General features: G+C 64.8%; 19 protein-coding genes. 1 reads left to right on the plus strand and 18 read right to left on the minus strand.

The genetic code is table 11. The features are described 5' to 3' along the window. Positions 1-4: 4 nt before the first annotated feature. The 14 genes from rplP to CAL13_RS20800 all read right to left on the minus strand — a co-directional run bounded on the left by rplP (position 5) and on the right by CAL13_RS20800 (position 11,189). A complete protein-coding gene (gene rplP / locus CAL13_RS20735) occupies positions 5-421 on the minus strand; it encodes a 50S ribosomal protein L16 (protein WP_029579982.1) in 417 nt (138 codons plus the stop codon). Positions 422-423: 2 nt separating this feature from the next. Further along, positions 424-1,224 (minus strand): 30S ribosomal protein S3, encoded by an 801-nt coding sequence (gene rpsC / locus CAL13_RS20740; protein ID WP_086059076.1) that lies wholly within the window; start codon positions 1,222-1,224, stop codon positions 424-426. A gap of 9 nt (positions 1,225-1,233) precedes the next feature. Further along, positions 1,234-1,563, minus strand: coding sequence for a 50S ribosomal protein L22 (gene rplV, locus CAL13_RS20745; RefSeq protein WP_086059077.1), 330 nt, complete (start codon positions 1,561-1,563; stop codon positions 1,234-1,236). Between the two features lie 3 nt (positions 1,564-1,566). Next, positions 1,567-1,842: a 30S ribosomal protein S19 gene (gene rpsS / locus CAL13_RS20750; RefSeq protein ID WP_086059078.1), complete on the minus strand. Its 276-nt coding sequence runs from the start codon at positions 1,840-1,842 to the stop codon at positions 1,567-1,569. A 12-nt stretch (positions 1,843-1,854) separates the two neighbouring features. Beyond that, complete coding sequence (gene rplB, locus CAL13_RS20755; RefSeq protein WP_086059079.1) at positions 1,855-2,682, minus strand: 50S ribosomal protein L2; 828 nt, start codon at positions 2,680-2,682, stop codon at positions 1,855-1,857. After that, complete coding sequence (rplW, locus tag CAL13_RS20760; RefSeq protein WP_066357397.1) at positions 2,683-2,979, minus strand: 50S ribosomal protein L23; 297 nt, start codon at positions 2,977-2,979, stop codon at positions 2,683-2,685. It lies immediately after the preceding gene. Next, entirely contained in the window at positions 2,976-3,593 is a 618-nt protein-coding gene (gene rplD / locus CAL13_RS20765; RefSeq protein WP_086073409.1) for a 50S ribosomal protein L4, read from the minus strand. Before rplD ends, rplW begins: the two co-directional genes overlap by 4 nt. 5 nt (positions 3,594-3,598) lie before the next feature. After that, positions 3,599-4,288, minus strand: coding sequence for a 50S ribosomal protein L3 (gene rplC / locus CAL13_RS20770; RefSeq protein ID WP_198297687.1), 690 nt, complete (start codon positions 4,286-4,288; stop codon positions 3,599-3,601). A gap of 253 nt (positions 4,289-4,541) precedes the next feature. Beyond that, positions 4,542-4,853, minus strand: a complete 312-nt coding sequence (gene rpsJ / locus CAL13_RS20775; RefSeq protein ID WP_066357409.1) for a 30S ribosomal protein S10 — start codon at positions 4,851-4,853, stop codon at positions 4,542-4,544. A 63-nt stretch (positions 4,854-4,916) separates the two neighbouring features. Next, complete coding sequence (gene tuf, locus CAL13_RS20780) at positions 4,917-6,107, minus strand: elongation factor Tu (protein ID WP_086059082.1); 1,191 nt, start codon at positions 6,105-6,107, stop codon at positions 4,917-4,919. 78 nt (positions 6,108-6,185) lie between these two features. Beyond that, positions 6,186-8,291 (minus strand): elongation factor G, encoded by a 2,106-nt coding sequence (gene fusA, locus CAL13_RS20785; RefSeq protein ID WP_086059083.1) that lies wholly within the window; start codon positions 8,289-8,291, stop codon positions 6,186-6,188. 18 nt (positions 8,292-8,309) lie between these two features. Beyond that, positions 8,310-8,780 carry a 30S ribosomal protein S7 gene (gene rpsG / locus CAL13_RS20790; protein WP_086059084.1) on the minus strand — a complete coding sequence of 157 codons (471 nt, stop codon included), beginning with the start codon at positions 8,778-8,780 and terminating at the stop codon, positions 8,310-8,312. A gap of 310 nt (positions 8,781-9,090) precedes the next feature. Further along, on the minus strand, positions 9,091-9,468 hold the full coding sequence (rpsL, locus tag CAL13_RS20795) for a 30S ribosomal protein S12 (RefSeq protein ID WP_086059085.1): 378 nt from the start codon (positions 9,466-9,468) through the stop codon (positions 9,091-9,093). Between the two features lie 446 nt (positions 9,469-9,914). Next, positions 9,915-11,189 (minus strand): hypothetical protein, encoded by a 1,275-nt coding sequence (locus tag CAL13_RS20800; protein ID WP_157664909.1) that lies wholly within the window; start codon positions 11,187-11,189, stop codon positions 9,915-9,917. Positions 11,190-11,566: 377 nt separating this feature from the next. Between CAL13_RS20800 and CAL13_RS20805 the strand changes: the two genes are divergently transcribed. After that, positions 11,567-12,286: an FHA domain-containing protein gene (locus tag CAL13_RS20805; protein WP_086073411.1), complete on the plus strand. Its 720-nt coding sequence runs from the start codon at positions 11,567-11,569 to the stop codon at positions 12,284-12,286. A gap of 15 nt (positions 12,287-12,301) precedes the next feature. Here the strand turns inward: CAL13_RS20805 and CAL13_RS20810 are convergent, their stop codons facing one another. The 4 genes from CAL13_RS20810 to CAL13_RS20825 are packed head-to-tail and all read right to left on the minus strand — an operon-like array spanning position 12,302 to position 18,203. Further along, complete coding sequence (locus CAL13_RS20810) at positions 12,302-12,694, minus strand: DUF4150 domain-containing protein (protein WP_086059088.1); 393 nt, start codon at positions 12,692-12,694, stop codon at positions 12,302-12,304. Positions 12,695-12,707: 13 nt separating this feature from the next. Beyond that, positions 12,708-15,317, minus strand: a complete 2,610-nt coding sequence (locus CAL13_RS20815; protein ID WP_086073412.1) for a DUF2169 family type VI secretion system accessory protein — start codon at positions 15,315-15,317, stop codon at positions 12,708-12,710. A 46-nt stretch (positions 15,318-15,363) separates the two neighbouring features. Then, positions 15,364-15,822 carry a hypothetical protein gene (locus CAL13_RS20820; RefSeq protein WP_086073413.1) on the minus strand — a complete coding sequence of 153 codons (459 nt, stop codon included), beginning with the start codon at positions 15,820-15,822 and terminating at the stop codon, positions 15,364-15,366. A 14-nt stretch (positions 15,823-15,836) separates the two neighbouring features. Further along, on the minus strand, positions 15,837-18,203 hold the full coding sequence (locus CAL13_RS20825; protein WP_086073414.1) for a type VI secretion system Vgr family protein: 2,367 nt from the start codon (positions 18,201-18,203) through the stop codon (positions 15,837-15,839). Between the last annotated feature and the right edge of the window lie 105 nt (positions 18,204-18,308).

Below are 18,308 nucleotides of genomic sequence, written 5' to 3' on the forward strand. Positions count from 1 at the left end.
CTCCTTAAGCACCGATGTGACGCGCGACGAACGTGGTCGAGATCGGCAGCTTGGCAGCGGCCAGGCGGAAAGCTTCGCGCGCGAGCTCTTCACTGACCCCTTCCATTTCATAGAGCACCTTGCCGGGCTGGATTTCGGCGACCCAGTACTCCGGGTTGCCCTTACCGTTACCCATACGAACTTCAGCCGGTTTTTGCGAGATCGGCTTGTCCGGGAAGATGCGGATCCAGATGCGGCCGCCACGCTTGATGTGGCGGTTGATCGCGCGACGCGCCGCTTCGATCTGGCGAGCGGTCAGGCGGCCGCGGCCGGTCGCCTTCAGGCCGAATTCGCCGAACGACACGTTGGTGCCGCGCGTGGCCAGGCCGGTATTACGGCCCTTCTGCTCTTTGCGATATTTTCTGCGAGAGGGTTGCAGCATGGTTATTCTCCTTCAGGCGCCGGGGCGGCATCCGCCGCCTTGCGGGGACCGCGGCCGCGGCCACCGCCGCCAGGACGGCCGGGACGGCCGCCGTCAGGACGATCGCCACGGGGCGAGCGGCGCGGACGGCGCTCTTCTTCGCGAGGCGCGGCGGTCTCGGGGGGCAGCTCGCCATTGGCCAGCATGTCGCCCTTGTAGACCCAGACCTTGATGCCGATTACGCCATAGGTGGTGTGCGCTTCGGAAGTGCCGTAGTCGATGTTCGCCTTCAGCGTGTGCAGCGGCACGCGACCTTCGCGATACCACTCCGTACGGGCGATTTCGATGCCGTTCAGACGGCCGGAGCTCATGATCTTGATGCCCTGGGCGCCCAGACGCATGGCGTTCTGCATGGCGCGCTTCATGGCGCGGCGGAACATGATCCGCTTTTCCAGCTGCTGCGCGATCGAATCGGCGATCAGCTGCGCGTCGGTTTCCGGCTTGCGGATTTCCTCGATGTTGACGTGCACGGGCACGCCCATCAGGCGCTGCAGATCGCTCTTCAGACCTTCGATATCTTCGCCACGCTTGCCGATGACGACACCGGGACGCGCCGAGAACACCGTGATGCGGGCGTTCTTGGCCGGACGCTCGATGACCACGCGGCCGACGGAGGCGCCCTTGAGCTTCTTCTTCAGATACTCGCGGACGCGGATGTCTTCGGCCAGCATGCCGCCGAAAGCCTTGTCGTCGGCGTACCAACGCGAGGACCAGTTACGGGTAACCGCAAGGCGGAACCCAGTGGGGTGAATTTTCTGACCCATCGTGACTCCTTAGGCGCCGACCTTGACCGTGATGTGGCAGGTCTGCTTCTCGATACGATTGCCGCGGCCTTTGGCGCGAGCGGAGAAGCGCTTCAGCGACTGAGCCTTGTCCACGTAGATCGTGGTGATCTTCAGCTCGTCGATATCGGCACCGTCGTTGTGCTCTGCGTTGGCGATGGCGGACTCGACAGCCTTCTTCAGGATGCCGGCGGCCTTCTTGGGAGAGAAGGTAAGGATGTTCAGCGCTTGCGCAACCGACTTGCCGCGGATCAGGTCCGCGACCAGACGGGTCTTCTGCGCCGAGATGTGAACACCACGGATAATGGCAGTCGTTTCCATCGCTTACCTCTTGGCCTTCTTGTCCGCCGCGTGGCCCTTGAACGTACGGGTCAGCGCGAACTCGCCCAGTTTGTGACCGACCATGTTCTCGTTGATGTACACGGGAACATGCTGGCGCCCGTTGTGCACAGCGATCGTCAGGCCGATGAACTCGGGCAGGATCGTGGAACGGCGCGACCAGGTCTTGATCGGCTTCTTGTCTTTGGCAGCCGTTGCCGTATCGACCTTCTTCAGCAGGTGCGAATCGACAAACGGGCCCTTCTTGATCGAACGTGACATAGTGTTCGCCTCTTACTTGCGCTTGCGCCGTTGGACGATCATGTTGTTCGTCCGCTTGTTGCGACGGGTCTTGTAACCCTTGGTCGGGGTGCCCCACGGGCTGACCGGTTCGCGTGCCTCGCCGGTACGGCCTTCGCCGCCACCGTGCGGGTGATCTACCGGGTTCATGGCCACGCCACGAACCGTCGGACGCACACCGCGCCAACGCATCGCACCGGCCTTGCCGATCTGGCGCAGGCTGTGTTCTTCGTTACCGACTTCGCCGATCGTCGCGCGGCACTCGATGTGCACGCGGCGCACTTCGCCGGAGCGCAGGCGCACCTGAGCGTAGGTGCCTTCGCGAGCCAGCAGGACGGCGGAAGCGCCGGCCGAACGGGCCATCTGAGCACCCTTGCCGGGCAGCATCTCGATGCAGTGGATCGTCGTACCGACCGGGATGTTGCGGATCGGCAGCGTATTGCCGGCGCGAATCGGCGCTTCGATCCCGGACACCAGCTGCGCGCCCACTTCCAGGCCACGCGGCGCAATGATGTAGCGGCGCTCGCCGTCGGCGTAGCACAGCAGCGCCAGATGCGCCGTACGGTTCGGATCGTATTCCAGGCGCTCGACCTTGGCCGGAATGCCGTCCTTGTCGCGACGGAAATCGACGACGCGGTAATGCTGCTTATGACCGCCGCCACGATGACGGACGGTGATATGACCGTTGTTGTTACGGCCCGAGCCGCGCTTCTTCTTTTCCAGCAGGGAAGCGACCGGCGCGCCCTTGTGCAGGTTCGGGCTGACGACCTTCACCATGCCACGACGGCCGGCGGAGGTCGGTTTCATTTTCACGAGGGCCATTTACTTCACCTCCGCAAAGTCGATTTCCTGGCCTTCCTTGAGCGACACGTAGGCCTTGCGCTCGTTGCGGCGGCGACCCACGAACCGGCCAAAGCGCTTGACTTTGCCCTTGCGATTGAGGACCTGCACGGACTCGACCTGCACCTTGAAGAGCAGTTCGACGGCAGCCTTGATTTCCGGCTTGGTGGCCGTATCGACCACGCGGAAAGCGACTTGCTGATTTTTCTCGGCGACGAACGTGGCCTTTTCGGTCACGATCGGAGCCAGGAGCACCTGCATCAAGCGTTCGGTGTTCATCCCAGCATCTCCTCGAGTTGAGCGATGGCCGGCTTGGTGATCAGCACTTTCCGATAGTGGATCAGCGACAGCGGATCGGCGTAACGCGGTTCAACCACGGCAACGTGCGGCAGGTTGCGGGTGGCGAGGTAAACATTTTCATCGACGTTGTCGGTGATGATCAGCACCGAATCCAGGCCCAGACCCTTCAGCTTGGCCGCGGCCTGCTTGGTCTTGGGGGTGTCGAGCGTGAACGTATCGACGACGGCGATGCGGTCTTCACGGGCCAACTGCGACAGGATCGAGCGGATCCCGGCGCGGTACATCTTCTTGTTGACCTTCTGGCTGAAGTTTTCGTCGGGCGAGTTCGGGAAAATCCGGCCACCCCCGCGCCACAGCGGCGACGAGGTCATACCGGCGCGAGCGCGGCCGGTACCCTTCTGGCGCCAGGGCTTCTTGGTGGTGTGCTTGACTTCCGAACGGTCCTTCTGGGCACGGTTGCCGCTGCGGGCATTGGCCTGGAAAGCCACGACGATCTGATGGATCAGCGCTTCGTTGTAGTCGCGACCGAAAACGGTGTCGGGCGCGCTGAACGTAGCGGTCTGACCTTGTTCGTTCAGGAGCTTGAGTTCCATGTTGCTTATGCTCCCTTCTTGGCGGGGGCCTTGATGGCCGGACGCACGATCACATCCCCGCCCTTGTGGCCGGGAACCGCGCCCTTGACCAGCAGCAGGCCGCGTTCTGCGTCAACACGCACCACGTCCAGGTTCTGGACGGTGCGGGTCACGTCACCCAGGTGACCGGACATGCGCTTGCCGGGGAAGATGCGGCCGGGATCCTGCGCCTGGCCGATGGAGCCGGGGACGCGGTGCGAACGCGAGTTACCGTGCGACGCGCGCTGGGAGCCGAAGTTGTGGCGCTTGATGGTGCCCGCAAAGCCCTTACCGATGGTGGTGCCCGTGACGTCGACCTGCTGGCCGGCTTCGAACAGACTTTCCACGGCGATGACGGCGCCCGGCGCGAATTCTGCAGCGCGGGCGGGGTCGAGGCGGAATTCCTTCAGGATGCTGCCGGCTTCAACGCCGGCCTTGGCGTAGTGGCCCGTCTGGGCCTTGGTCACGCGCGAGGGACGGCGCGTGCCATAAGCCACCTGAACCGCGGCGTAGCCGTCGGCTTCGAGGGACTTCACCTGGGTCACACGGTTGTTCGACACGTCCAGCACGGTCACCGGGATGGATTCGCCTTCCTCGGTGAAAATGCGGGTCATGCCGACCTTGCGACCCACCAGCCCGAGCCGGAACGCGGCGGGCGTGGGTGTCGAATTCGACATCGTTTTCTCCATTCCCGACTGCGATTGGTCGGGGCTAATCAGGCAAGGTAACGGCTTGCCCTACAGTTAATCCTGCCGCCAAAACGGCAAGCTTGAAACTATAGCACGTAAAGTGATGCAAAGGCAATGGCCGCAGCCCGTTTTCGGAGCTGCGGCCATTGCCTTTGTGCCACACGCCGCAATAGCGGCGCGGCCGGCGGCGGTCGCCGCGGCGCCACCCGGTTCGCACCAGGCGGCAGCCGCGACGCTCACCTTATTCGAGCGCGATCTCGACGTCCACGCCGGCGGCCAGGTCCAGGCGCATCAGCGCATCGACCGTCTTGTCGGTGGGATCGACGATGTCCATCAGGCGCTGATGGGTACGGATCTCGAACTGGTCGCGCGACGTCTTGTTCACGTGCGGCGAACGCAGCACGTCATAGCGACGGATGCGCGTGGGCAGCGGAACGGGACCGCGAACGACCGCACCGGTACGCTTGGCGGTGTCGACGATTTCGGCAGCCGACTGATCGATCAGCTTGTAATCGAACGCCTTCAAGCGGATGCGGATCTTCTGGTTTTTCATGGTGATTCCTAAAGAACGAGGATTGGGTGGCGCCCGCTGGCGCCACCCCGCGGCGTCGCGAGATTACTTGCTGATCTTGGCAACCACGCCCGCGCCCACGGTACGGCCGCCTTCGCGGATGGCGAAGCGCAGACCTTCTTCCATGGCGATCGGCGCCAGCAGCGTCACCTTCATCGACACGTTGTCGCCCGGCAGCACCATTTCCTTGTCCTTGGGCAGCTCGATCGTGCCGGTCACGTCCGTCGTGCGGAAGTAGAACTGCGGACGATAGCCGTTGAAGAACGGCGTGTGGCGACCGCCCTCTTCCTTGGACAGGATGTACACCTCGGCGTCGAACTCCGTGTGCGGCGTGATCGAGCCGGGCTTGGCCAGCACCTGGCCGCGCTCGACTTCTTCGCGCTTGGTGCCGCGCAGCAGAATCCCCACGTTGTCACCGGCCTGGCCCTGATCCAGCAGCTTGCGGAACATTTCCACGCCCGTGCAGGTCGTCTTCAGCGTCGGCTTGATACCGACGATTTCGATTTCCTCGCCAACCTTGATCACGCCGCGCTCGATACGGCCCGTGACCACCGTGCCGCGGCCCGAGATCGAGAACACGTCTTCGACCGGCATCAGGAACGTGCCGTCCACCGCGCGCTCCGGCGTCGGAATGTACGTATCCAGCGCCTCGGCCAGCTTCAGAATCGCCTGCTCGCCCAGCTCGCCCTTGTCGCCTTCCAGCGCCAGCTTGGCCGAACCCTTGACGATCGGCGTGTCATCGCCAGGAAAATCGTACTTGCTCAGCAGCTCGCGGACTTCCATCTCCACCAGCTCCAGCAGCTCCGCGTCATCGACCATGTCCGCCTTGTTCAGGAACACGATGATGTACGGCACGCCCACCTGGCGGCTCAGCAGAATGTGTTCGCGCGTCTGCGGCATCGGGCCGTCGGCGGCCGACACCACCAGGATCGCGCCGTCCATCTGCGCCGCGCCCGTGATCATGTTCTTCACATAGTCCGCGTGGCCCGGGCAGTCAACGTGCGCGTAGTGACGCGTCTGCGTCTCGTATTCCACGTGCGCCGTGTTGATCGTGATGCCGCGCGCCTTCTCTTCCGGCGCCGCGTCGATCTGGTCGTACGCCTTCGCTTCGCCGCCGAACTTGTTCGACAGCACCGTCGTGATCGCCGCCGTCAACGTCGTTTTGCCGTGGTCCACGTGACCGATCGTACCCACGTTCACGTGCGGCTTGGTACGTTCAAACTTGCCTTTTGCCATGATCTTCTATCCTTTGACTTTCAAGGAAACTGTGGTTTGCGATCCGCCCGGCACTGGCCAGGGAGGATCGCGGAGGATTTACTTGGTACGGGCTGCGATAACTTCGTCGGCCACATTCTTCGGAGCTTCGGCGTACTGCTTGAACTCCATCGTGTACGTGGCGCGGCCTTGGGTCTGCGAACGCAGGCTGGTCGAATAGCCGAACATCTCGGCCAGCGGAACCTCGGCCTTGATGATCTTGCCACCGCCAGGAATATCGTCCATGCCTTGCACCATGCCGCGGCGAGAGGACAGGTCGCCCATCACCGTACCGGCATAGTCTTCCGGCGTTTCGACTTCGACGTGCATCATGGGTTCGAGCAGGACAGGCGCGGCCTTGCGCATGCCTTCCTTGAACGCCATCGAGGCCGCCATGCGGAACGCGTTTTCGTTCGAGTCCACGTCGTGGTACGAACCGAAGAACAGGGTGACCTTGACGTCCACCACCGGGTAGCCAGCCAGGATACCGGCGTTCAGCGTATCGACGATACCCTTTTCGACCGCGGGGATGTACTCGCGCGGCACCACGCCGCCCTTGATGGCATCCACGAACTCGAAACCGGCGCCGCCCGGGGGCAGCGGCTCCAGCTTGATGACCACGTGACCGTACTGGCCGCGGCCGCCGGACTGCTTGACGAACTTGCCTTCGGCTTCCTCGCAGGTCTTGCGGATCGTCTCGCGGTAGGCCACTTGCGGCTTGCCGACGTTCGCTTCCACGCCGAATTCGCGCTTCATGCGGTCGACCAGAATTTCCAGGTGCAATTCGCCCATACCGGAAATGATGGTCTGGCCGGATTCTTCATCCGTACGCACGCGGAACGACGGGTCTTCCTGCGCCAGGCGCGACAGGGCCAGGCCCATCTTCTCCTGGTCGCCCTTGGACTTGGGTTCGACGGCCTGCGAAATCACGGGTTCCGGGAACTCCATGCGCTCCAGCAGGATGTGGGAATCGACGTCGCACAGCGTATCGCCGGTCGTCACTTCCTTCAGGCCCACCACAGCGGCGATGTCGCCCGCCAGCACTTCCTTGATTTCCTCGCGGTTGTTCGCGTGCATCTGAAGCAGGCGGCCGATACGTTCCTTCTTGCCCTTGACGGGGTTGTAGACGGTATCGCCGGACTTCAGCACGCCGGAGTACACGCGCACGAAGGTCAGCTGGCCCACGAAGGGGTCGCTCATCAGCTTGAACGCCAGCGCGGAGAACTTTTCCGCGTCTTCGGCCTTGCGCTTGATTTCGTTGCCGTCGTCGTCCTGACCGGCGACCGGGGGGATATCCACGGGCGAAGGCAGGTAATCGATGACCGCGTCCAGCATGCGCTGCACGCCCTTGTTCTTGAAGGCGGTGCCGCACAGCATGGGCTGGATCTCGCCCGCGATGGTGCGCGTGCGGATGCCCTGGTTGATCTCGTCTTCGGTCAGCTCACCCGTTTCCAGGTACTTGTTCATCAGCTCTTCCGAGGACTCGGCGGCCGATTCGACCAGCTTCTCGCGCCATTCCTCGGCGGTGGCTTGCAGCTCGGCCGGGATGTCGCCGTACTCGAACTTGGTGCCCTGGCTGGCGTCGTCCCAAATGATCGCCTTCATCTTGATGAGGTCGACCACACCCTTGAACGCGTCTTCGGCGCCGATGGGGATGACGATGGGCACGGGGTTGGCGCGCAGGCGCGTCTTCAGCTGGTCATAGACCTTGAAGAAGTTGGCGCCGGTGCGGTCCATCTTGTTGACGAAGGCCAGACGGGGCACGCCGTACTTGTTGGCCTGACGCCAGACGGTTTCCGACTGGGGCTGCACACCACCCACCGCGCAATACACCATGCAAGCACCGTCGAGCACGCGCATGGAACGTTCGACTTCAATGGTGAAGTCCACGTGTCCCGGGGTGTCGATGATGTTGATGCGGTGCTCGGGGTAGTTGCCGGCCATGCCGCGCCAGAACGCGGTGGTCGCGGCCGACGTGATGGTGATGCCGCGTTCCTGCTCCTGCTCCATCCAGTCCATCGTGGCAGCGCCGTCGTGGACTTCGCCAATCTTGTGATTGACGCCGGTGTAGAACAGGATGCGTTCCGTCGTGGTGGTCTTCCCTGCATCGATGTGCGCAGAGATCCCAATGTTGCGATAGCGCTCGATGGGGGTTTTGCGAGCCATGATAGATAAATCCTTTGATTACCAGCGGAAATGGCTGAAGGCCTTGTTGGCCTCGGCCATCTTGTGCGTGTCTTCGCGCTTCTTCATCGCGGCGCCGCGACCTTCGGACGCATCGATCAGCTCGCCAGCCAGACGCAGGTCCATCGACTTTTCGCCGCGCTTCTTGGCGGCCTCGCGGACCCAGCGCATGGCCAGGGCCAGGCGGCGCACGGGGCGCACTTCAACCGGCACCTGGTAGTTCGCGCCGCCAACACGGCGGCTCTTCACTTCGACGATGGGCTTGACGTTGTTGATGGCGGTGCTGAAGACTTCCAGTGGGTCTTTGCCGGTCTTGGTTTGCACCTGCTCCAGCGCACCGTACACGATGCGCTCGGCGACGGCCTTCTTGCCGTCGAGCATCACAACGTTCATGAACTTGGCCAACTCGACGCTGCCGAACTTGGGATCGGGCAGAATCTCGCGCTTGGGGACTTCGCGACGACGGGGCATTGCTTGCTTCCTTGTGTCAGTTCAGTTGAACCACGGCGGCTGCCGTGGCCACGGTCATCCAAACGGAATGACCCCTTACGTGCCGCGCCAAACCGGGCGCGGCTGCACGGAGGCGGGCGGCGTACCGCCCACCGATACTGCTTGCGGCCTTCGCCTATCCAGAAAAGGCCGGTAAATCCAACACCACTCCCCGCTCGCCGCACACCAACCGATGTGACCCGATCAAGGGCGCCGCGGATCCGGCTCCGCCGGTCCGCCAGCGCCGCCCCCTTGAGGGGGAAGCGCGTCAGCGCTTCGGGGGTGGGCTCTATTAAGCCTTCTTCGGGCGCTTGGCGCCGTACTTGGAACGCGCCTGCTTGCGATCCTTCACGCCTTGCAGGTCCAGCGAACCGCGGACGATGTGGTAGCGCACACCCGGCAGATCCTTCACACGGCCGCCGCGCACCAGCACGACGGAGTGTTCCTGCAGGTTGTGGCCTTCGCCGCCGATGTACGAAATGACTTCGTAGCCGTTCGTCAGGCGGACCTTGGCGACCTTGCGCAGAGCGGAGTTCGGCTTCTTGGGAGTGGTGGTGTACACACGGGTGCACACGCCGCGTCGCTGAGGGCAGTTTTCGAGCGCCGGGCTCTTGCTCTTCGCGATGCTGACTTCGCGCGGCTTGCGCACGAGTTGGCTGATGGTAGGCATGACCTTTGGAATCCCTTTTACGTATTTCTACGTACCACTGGTAAGTACTTTCGTACCGGCTGATACTGTCCCTCCGCCCGGCAGCCGAAGCTACGGATCACAGGGGAGGCAGTTCGCGCAAAACCGCCTCAAACGTTTACGTAAAAGAGCGGGTCTTGCAGACAAATAAAGCGCACAAAACCAACATCTTGACCCTTCCGGGCACTTACGCTTGACTACATACGCCTGACGTAAGCACTGGGACTGGGCTGGGGCCATGCCCCATGCCGGTTTTGCACGCAGATAAATCGGTGAGCCAATGAATTTAGCGTAGTTTTCCGCCGCTGTCAAAGGGATTCTAGGGGAAACCCCTTAGGCGACGAGCCGGGGCAAGGGCCGCATCTGCGGTCGCCCTTGTTGAGAGGGCCCGTCCGTGGCGGCGCCGGGGAGGGACGGACTGCAAGCCGTCACCGGAAGTCGTGCCGGACCGTTGCCTGACGCCCCGCCTTCAGCTCAAGGACGACACGGTAGGGCGGCAGGTCCGCATTGCGGATCTCGAGCGTATGGCGGCCGGGCGGCAGCGTCAGGGTTTTCAGGGGCGGGCTCACGCCCCGGGAAACGCCATCCACGAAGATTTCGCCCCAGGGAAGGACGTCCACCCGGAGCGTCGCGCGCGCAAGCTGCGCCGGGCGCGTCCCGGTCGCAGAACCGGAGGACGCGGAGCCGGTTGCCGGGGCGTTCGCCATGCCGCCTGCCGTGCTGTTGCCGGCGTCGCCGGCGGCAGTGGCCGCCGTGGGAGGGAGATTCCGCGGCATGCTGTCCCGCGTCGCCCATGGCTCGGACGTTTCCGCGCCATTACTTCCCTCTGCGGCGCCATCCGAGCGCGGCTGCGCGGCTGCGCCGCCAGCTGGCGGTGCGCCGCTCGTGGCAGGCCTGTCGGCTGCGCGCGGCGCGGCGGCAACGCTCCGCGGCGTGACCTCCGTCCGGTCGTCCTGCCGGGTCCACGTCCAGATCCCGGCGACGGCGAGCGCGCCGGCGATCACCGCGAGCAAGGCCGCAGCCCGACGGCGTCCCCCACCGGCAGCGTCCCGTCCAGTGTCCGGCTCGATGTCGCCCCCCGAGGCCGTTTCCGGCGGCACGGCGGCCGCTTCGGCAATGGCCTCCGGCACGAACGACACGCCCAGCAGCTCGCACAACTCCACAATGGACGCCGGCCGCCGGGCAGCGGCCAGCGACAGCCCGCGATCGATCACGGACAGGAAGTGCTCATCGTATCCGCGCGGCTTGCGAGTCGTCAGCGGCACATAGTGCTCCTGTGCACGGCGCGCCAGCGCGTGAGGCGGCGGAGAGCCGCTGACCAGGGAACACATCACCGCGCACACCGCGTAAACGTCGGTCCAGGGCCCGCACACTTGGACGGGATCCGGGTCGAATTGCTCCACCGCGGCGAAGCAGGAAGCAGGCTCCATCGAAGCGGGATGATCGGGGTAGAGAGCGGGCACCAGCACATGGGCATGGCCGAATTCGTCCAGCCCCACCGTGTGCACCGAAATCGCGCCGTGCACCCTGCCCTCTTCATGCAGGGCAACCAGCGCCGGAGCGATCTCCGACAGCACCCGGCCGATGCGCTTTTGCGGCACCCCACCCGCCGCGGCCGCCGCGATGGCGGCCAGCGGCCGATAGCCGAACGGTTCCGGCGTGGGGTGAACCGTCTCGGGCACAAACGCCGTCGATACAGACATCGTCTTGACTCCGAATCCCATCTCCTGCCTCTCCGGCGCCGCCCGGCGCGCGGGTCCATCGCCGGGCGGCCGTCCCGGGCATCGCGCCACCGTGCGTCAGCGTCCGGCGGCCTTTGGCCGGGCGCAATAAACGCACAACCATCGCTGCCGCAGGCCTCACGCCAACGGCTTAATGCATAGAAATGAATTGAATCATGGACGGGCTGAAATGACACGTTTTATGACGTTCGGATGAGCTAGGCTGCGCCCTACGGGCTGCATCGCGCGCCCGGGAAACTGCGCGATGTCGCGAAATATCGACATGCAAGAATGCGCGCGCCCCGCCCGACTCCTGTTCCTATCTTGTGGACCAAGGGATAACTGCAGAGGATCGAACCATGAAGCTCACCGTGAACCGCCGTACCGATGCGCAGACCTTCCCCCCTGTGCAGGCCGTCTTCACACCGCCGGGGGGCACCATCGGGCGATCGGCGGACAACCATCTTGCTCTGCCCGACGCACCGGGAGGGCTCTGCCGCGTACAGAGCGCTTTGCGGTACCGGGACGGCGCCTGGCATCTGGCGAACCTGAGCGGCATGGCCGGCGTCGTTGTGAACGGTCAGCCGCTCGCGCGGGGCCGCGAATGCGTGCTCCAAAACGGCGACGAAGTCGTCATGGGCGCATACGTCCTTCATGCCAGCGACGACGCGGCGGTCGCGCCGGCGCAAGCCAACGATGTGTTCGGCGATTTGATCGGCCCCGGCACCCTGCCCGTGGCGAGCCCGGCGGATCTGTCCGTGCATCCCTTCGACATGGACAGCGGCGCGTCCCGCAATCCGGAAGACCCGCTGGCGCAACTGGCGGACGACGCCTGGCGGCCGGCCGCGGCTTCCGGCGACCCGCTGGCCCTGTTTCCGGACCACGGCGCTCCGGCCTCCCATCATCTGTCCGACCCGACCCCGGCCATGCTCCCCGCCGGCGATCCGCTTGCCGCGCGGCGGCCGGACCCCATTGCCGACACGTTGGAAGGAGACCATGGCCGCGGGCGGGACGCGATGCGCGACGACACGCCCGAGTTCGGCAGCCCGCTGGCGCCGCCCCGCGTGCGGCGCGAATGACGAATGACGGGACGATCAGGGCGCCAGCAACAGCACTTTTGGCTGGCTCGGCACGACCCGCATGCCGAGCGCGTTGACCCGATTCTGCAGCGAGAGGCTGGTCAGGCGTGTCGCCGGCGTCCCCATGATCAGCACAGTGAATGCGCCGGTCAGATGGCGGGACTGACTCATGAAGGTCTGCGATATCAAGCCGCCGGCGGCGCCTGGCGTATCGCCCATCGTGATGGGCGTTACCGTCGCCATGTTGTGCGCGGGCGCCGCCATGAATAGAACATTCCACGCATTGGGTATCGCGGTGGGCCCCAGGGCGATGTTGGGATACGGAATTGGGGCCATCGCCGCCGGCGGCGTCTTGCACACGTCCGGAAAAGCGAGGTCCATGCCCATCAACTGACAGTTTGCAAACATACGGCGCTCCAGGTCATTCCGCCGCCGCACGTCGGCGCGGCCATGTTTTGGTGCCTGCGGTATATGCCCCGCGAAGCCCGGCCGCCGCGGGCAGGACCGCTTCACCAAGGTCCGCGCGGAACAGGTTGGCGGCACGCAGATCCGCATCCGTGAAGTCCGCTCTGCTCATCACGGCCTGCATGAGATTCGCCCCACGCAGCGATGCAGCGTTGAAGTCGGCTCGAACGAACAGGCTTTCCGCCGCTTCGATGCCATCCAGACGCGCATTCGCCAGCAGGCATTCGGACAAGTCGCTGCCGCGAACAACGGCATTCACCAGACTCGCGCCTTGCATGCGGACGCCACGCATGCCGCACTGGTGCAGCGTGGCGCCGTCCAGCGTCGCTGACTGCAGGTCCGTGCCGGGCGAAAAGGAAGACATTTCGATCCTTGCCGCAGTCAGGTCCGCCCCATCGCGAAATGCGGTATCGATGAAGCCGCAACGCCTGACATGTGCCCGGCGCAGGTTTGCGTGCTCGAAAGTGCAGGCCATGAAGGCGCAGCGATGCAACATCGCATCCTCGAAGGCGCAATGCAGGAAGTGCGTTTTCATCAACACGGCTTCTTCCATGCTCGCGACGCTGAAGTCGCAGCGCTCCAGGCGCGTCTCCCCCAGGCGCGTGCCGTGCAGGATCGCGTCCGAGAACACACAAGCGACGCAGCGCGCGCCTTCCAGGGATGTCCGCGTCAGGTTTGCGCCCGCCAGCGAGACCTTCTCGAAGTGCGCCATGCCGGCATTGGCATGCGCAAGCCGCGCGTTTGCCAGCGACCCTCCCGCCATGGATGCATGGGCCAGTACGGCCTCCGTGAAGTCGCAGTCGTCCAGACGTGCGCCATCCAGCCTTGCGCCTTCCAGCGATGCGCCGCGGAAGCAGCTGCCGCGAAGATCCATGCCGCTCAGGTCCGCGCCGGCCAGGTGCAGCCCGCTGAAGTCGCGGCCGCGCGCGTAGATCGCCTGGACGCGGCGGCGCGTGCGCGCGGCGCGCTGCGGCGGCATCGGCGCCGCGGCAGCGCCGGCATGCGCGGCGTGACGGTACAGCGCCAGCACCTGCGGCTGCAAGCGATCACGCAAGCCCGTGGGCGATGGTCCGGCCGACGTTGCCGCAGGGAAACGCTCGTCGAAATCCCGCAATTGCCGCACCAGGGCCGGCGGGTCGATACGGCCCGCGCGCGGCGCCTGCATGTCGACCCTGGCGATCGCATCGAGATCGACGCCGGTGTGCTGCGCGAACCGGCGCATATCGCTGTCGTCCAGCAGAGCCTGCCTGCCTCGCTCCAGCAGCGCCTCCCCTTCCCTGCGCGCCTGCTCGGCCTCTTCCAGCGCGGCCGGCAGATCGTCAACGGTAGGACGACGCGGCAGTGCATCGTTCAACGGCAGATAGTCGTCGGCGTTCAGGCCCTCGGCCTCGAGCATGCGGCGCGACGATGCGCGCCGGCGCGCCGCGCCTGCCTGCAGATTGCGGGCCAGCGGCCGCGCGTGCACGTCGGGCAGGTCGCTGTCTGGCGCGTTGACGTACAGCGAAGCGGAAACGAGGTCGCTGTCGCGCAAGGCATGCACGGCGCCATGGCGCGAGTCGGCGCGGCGCCGCGCGACGTCCATGTAGTGCGCAATGGCGCGATGGTCATTTGCATCTTCAATCGCCAGCACCAAATGCGAGACGTCCGCCCCGTCGCTTTCGGCGATATCCAGCACGCCATGCCAGATGAGTATTGCCCGCTCGTGATCGGGAAAGAACCACGCCGTGGTCAGTCTCATATCCGCTTCTTCCAGGACGGCGGGCCGGGCATGCCTGAGCGCGAAGCAGCGTGCCCGCCAGACCGGCAAGCGGCCGGACAATACTTGTCGTTCCGGGTGCATATTCCAGAACGCGTAATCCACGCCGGACGGCACGTCGGGCCTGCCCGTCCACCATTGATCGGACGGCGCGGCGTTGAAGTAGCGGGCATCCATGTCGGGTGCGAAGCCCGGAAACTCATGCTCCAGCCAGGCCTGGTCGTATCGCGATCCCATGCGCGCGAAGCGCGCCGGCGTATCGGGCGCGATGCCGTCGAAACCGGCCGGGCGCACGATTTGTCCGGAATATCGAATGCGCTGGTCCGGCGACTCGACATTGGGCAGCGGCGTAACCCGCATGCCGCCGATCTCGTCCGGCTGCATGCCGATGCCGTGGGAGTTGTCCGGGCAGTCCGGACCGCCGTATGCGCGCCGCCAGTCGATGCGCATGGCGTCAAAGGGAGCGGGCGCGGTGGGCTTGCCGGCCACCCAATACCGGTCGCCGAACACCAGCAGGGACTTGTCGAGAGAGCCGACGCGAGCCCTTACGGCGCAGGCGGTCTTGTCGGGCTGATGCCGCGTATATGCTTTGCCGCTGACGATGAATTCGGCACAGGGCTTGGGCACGCCCAGGTCAAGCGCGCCGCCGACCTCCTGCGCCGCCAGACGCCACAGGTCCTGCTCGGACGTCAGTGCGGGAGCGTCCTTCAATGTAGCCATGGCCAGCATGGCGATGCCCAGCTTGTCGCTGCCCCGCCAGCGATACGGCCGCGTAAGCAGGCTCAGGCGCGACGGCTTTACCACACGCATGCCGTGCTCCACGTCGCAAACCGCGTTAGGGAAGAAGCAGCCGCCATCATTCTGTACGCTGATCCACGACGACACTGTGCGTGCCCGGCTCCACCCGGACCCGGATCTGGCGGCCCTCCGCGAAATCGGCGAAACGGGCGGGAGAAATCGGCACCTTTATCTCGGTTTCGAAAGGAAGGCGAAGTTCGCCGGCGGCAGAATCCGCCGCGACACCGCGATCGGCGAGCGCCTCCGAGGCGGCCGGCTGCACCGCCAGTCTCAGCTTCCAGATGAAGAAGCGATCCGCGCCCAGGCGCACGCCTGTGTCGGTCGCCTGCAGGACCTGCGCCGACGCACTGGCGCCGGTCCGGCGTATGGTCTCGCTGGCTTGGGTTTCGCGCACCGTGCGATCGTGCCGCCGCTTGACGTGATACAGCGCCACGGCGCCTTCGACCATGATGATCAGCACAACAAGCGCCATCCATCCGGCCCACGGCGGCAATCCCCAACGCTGCATGAATTCCATTCCGGCGATTTTCTTCAGAGTATCGTCACCAGGCCGGCAAGCAGGCTTTTGGCTCCGGCGCTTTCCGCCGCCAGCCCGTTGTTGCGGTATTCGATGCCGCCGATCTTGGTTGCCGTGGCGAACACGTCCATCTTGACGGCGTTCAGGTCGACCTTGGAGATGGCCACGCCAAGATTCGACCGCCAGACCGTGGCGTTGCCGACTCCCAGCGTGGCCTGCGCCACCGTCAGGTTCAGTCCGAAAGGCGTGGCCTTGAGCCAGCTCTTGGTGGACAGATCCTTGACCTGCTTGCCGTTCAGAACCACATCGGTATCGCTGGTGAGGGTAATGGTCTGCGGCGCCGTCATGTCGATGCCGGCGTTTTCGGACGCCACCGTGATCTGGCTGGCTGCCTTCGCATCCATGCCGGCAGCGGTGGAGGTGATTCGCACCTGGCCCTGGGCCGTCAGGTCCATGCCGGCCGCCAAAGATTGCATGGTGACCTGGCCCTGCGCTTTCTCGGTCAGCGTGCCCGCCTGCACGTCGTGCATCGCATCGCCCGACGTGACGGTAACGGTGCGGCCATTGTGCAGGGTCTCCTGGAAGGGCCCGGTCACCGTCCGGGTTTCGCCGTCGGCGGCGATCGTCGTGGTCAGCCCCTGGTCGTACCGCTCGGTCGTCATGCCGCCGGATACGTGCAGCGTGCGCGCGCCGTTGACGGTGTAGGTCTCATCCTCCGCCACGGTGACGGAGCGCGTCTGTCCAACCGTCAGGACGTCGACGCCCCCGACATGGGTGGTACGGTCCGCGCCGATGAAGGTGGTGTCGTCCACGCCGATGGTTGTCGTACGGATGCCGTCGACACTGCGCTGCTCGTCGGCTTCCACTTCGGTGCGCATGTTGCGTTCCGCATGCAGCCATATCTCCTCCTGTCCGGGTTTGTCTTCGAACATGAATGCGTTGGCGGTGCGCGGCGTTCCGTCCTGGGTCCGTGAGACGAACCCGCTTTGCGTCGCGTTTGCGGGCAGATCCCACGGCGGCATGTTGGCGCCATTGAAAACGCGGCCAATGACGATGGGCCGGTCGGGATGGCCGCCGATGAAGTCGACCACCACTTCGTCGCCGCGCCGGGGCAGCTGGATACCGCCGAAGCCGCCGCTGGCCCAGGGGCTGGAGACGCGCACCCAGCATGAACTGTTTTCATTGCGCTGTCCGTATCGATCCCAATGGAACTGGACCTTGATGCGCCCATACTGGTCCACCCAGATCTGCTGCCCTTCCTTGCCGACGACGGTCGCGGTCTGGGGGCCGTGGGTATAGGACTGTGGCGTGATGCGCGGCGGGCGGAACTGTACGGTGGACGGCAGGACGGTGAACCCGACGTCGATGGTTTGCGTCTGCACGCCCCCGGTGGCATAGCCGGATTCGCGTATGTGATAGTGCGCGGCGATGACGAGATAATCGCGATTCTCGCTGTCGCGCGGATGATTGCGCAGGCGAAAGCGATATCCCGGCGCCATCCCATGCGCGTTGCAGGCGCCGGACACCAGTTCCTGCCGGCATTGCATGGCCTGCAGACGCACGCGGCTGTAATGCTCGCCCTCTTCGGGATCGGTATAGCCGCCCAGCCACTCGTAGATCTCGAGCTTGCCGTCGTCGTACGGCGCGGGATTCGTGCGCCGCGCATCCATGCTGGTGCCGGGCCGCCTGAAATCGAAGTCCGTGGTTGCGAAACCGCTGGGTGTGATCTGCTCCGCCGGTTCCCATGCATTCACGTATGCTTCGCGCGGCACCGTCACGCGATCCGGCCCGTAGTACGGCAGCGACTCGCAGCCGCGGCAGGGATCGTGCTGTGTGACGTCATCGGTCAGCACCAGCGTGTGCTTGCCATGCTCGTGACGGAACCAGTAGTAGATGCCCTCATGCTCCATCAGCCGGCTGATGAAGTTGAAATCGGTTTCCTGGTATTGGACGCCGTACTCCCAACGCCGGTACGTCCCGGACAGACGCCATTCAACCGGATACGGGTAATCGGCCAGAACTTCGCGAAGGATGTCGGGCACGCTTTTGTTCTGGAAAATCTTGTTGTCCGACGTTTGCGTCAGGTACCAGAGCCAGGGACGTACCGTCGCCCGGTAGATGTACAGGCGGGACGTGCCGCTTTCCCGCCCCACGAGCGTGCAGCGTGTGATAAGCCCATTCATATGCCGGGTGTCCGCCCCGCTCGAAATCGCCAGCGTCAGCGGCTTGCCGAGCAGTTGCTTCATATCGAGCGCGTACGACTCCGACAGCAGCTCCACCTCCAGTTCGAACAACTGCGACAGCCCCTCCGACCCGTTCATCGATCGGAACAACAAAGCCTGGGGCGGCAGGGGCGTGTGTGCCGTGACGATACGGTCCATTCGAACTCCGCGTTGGCGCTGGCGCGCCGGTGGCTGGGGTGGCTGACGCCAGGATCCGGCGCGCAATTGCGGGCCGGGATAGGGATGCTAGAAGTCCCGCATTTC

It is taken from the genome of Bordetella genomosp. 9 (assembly GCF_002119725.1).
GTDB lineage: Bacteria > Pseudomonadota > Gammaproteobacteria > Burkholderiales > Burkholderiaceae_B > Bordetella_C.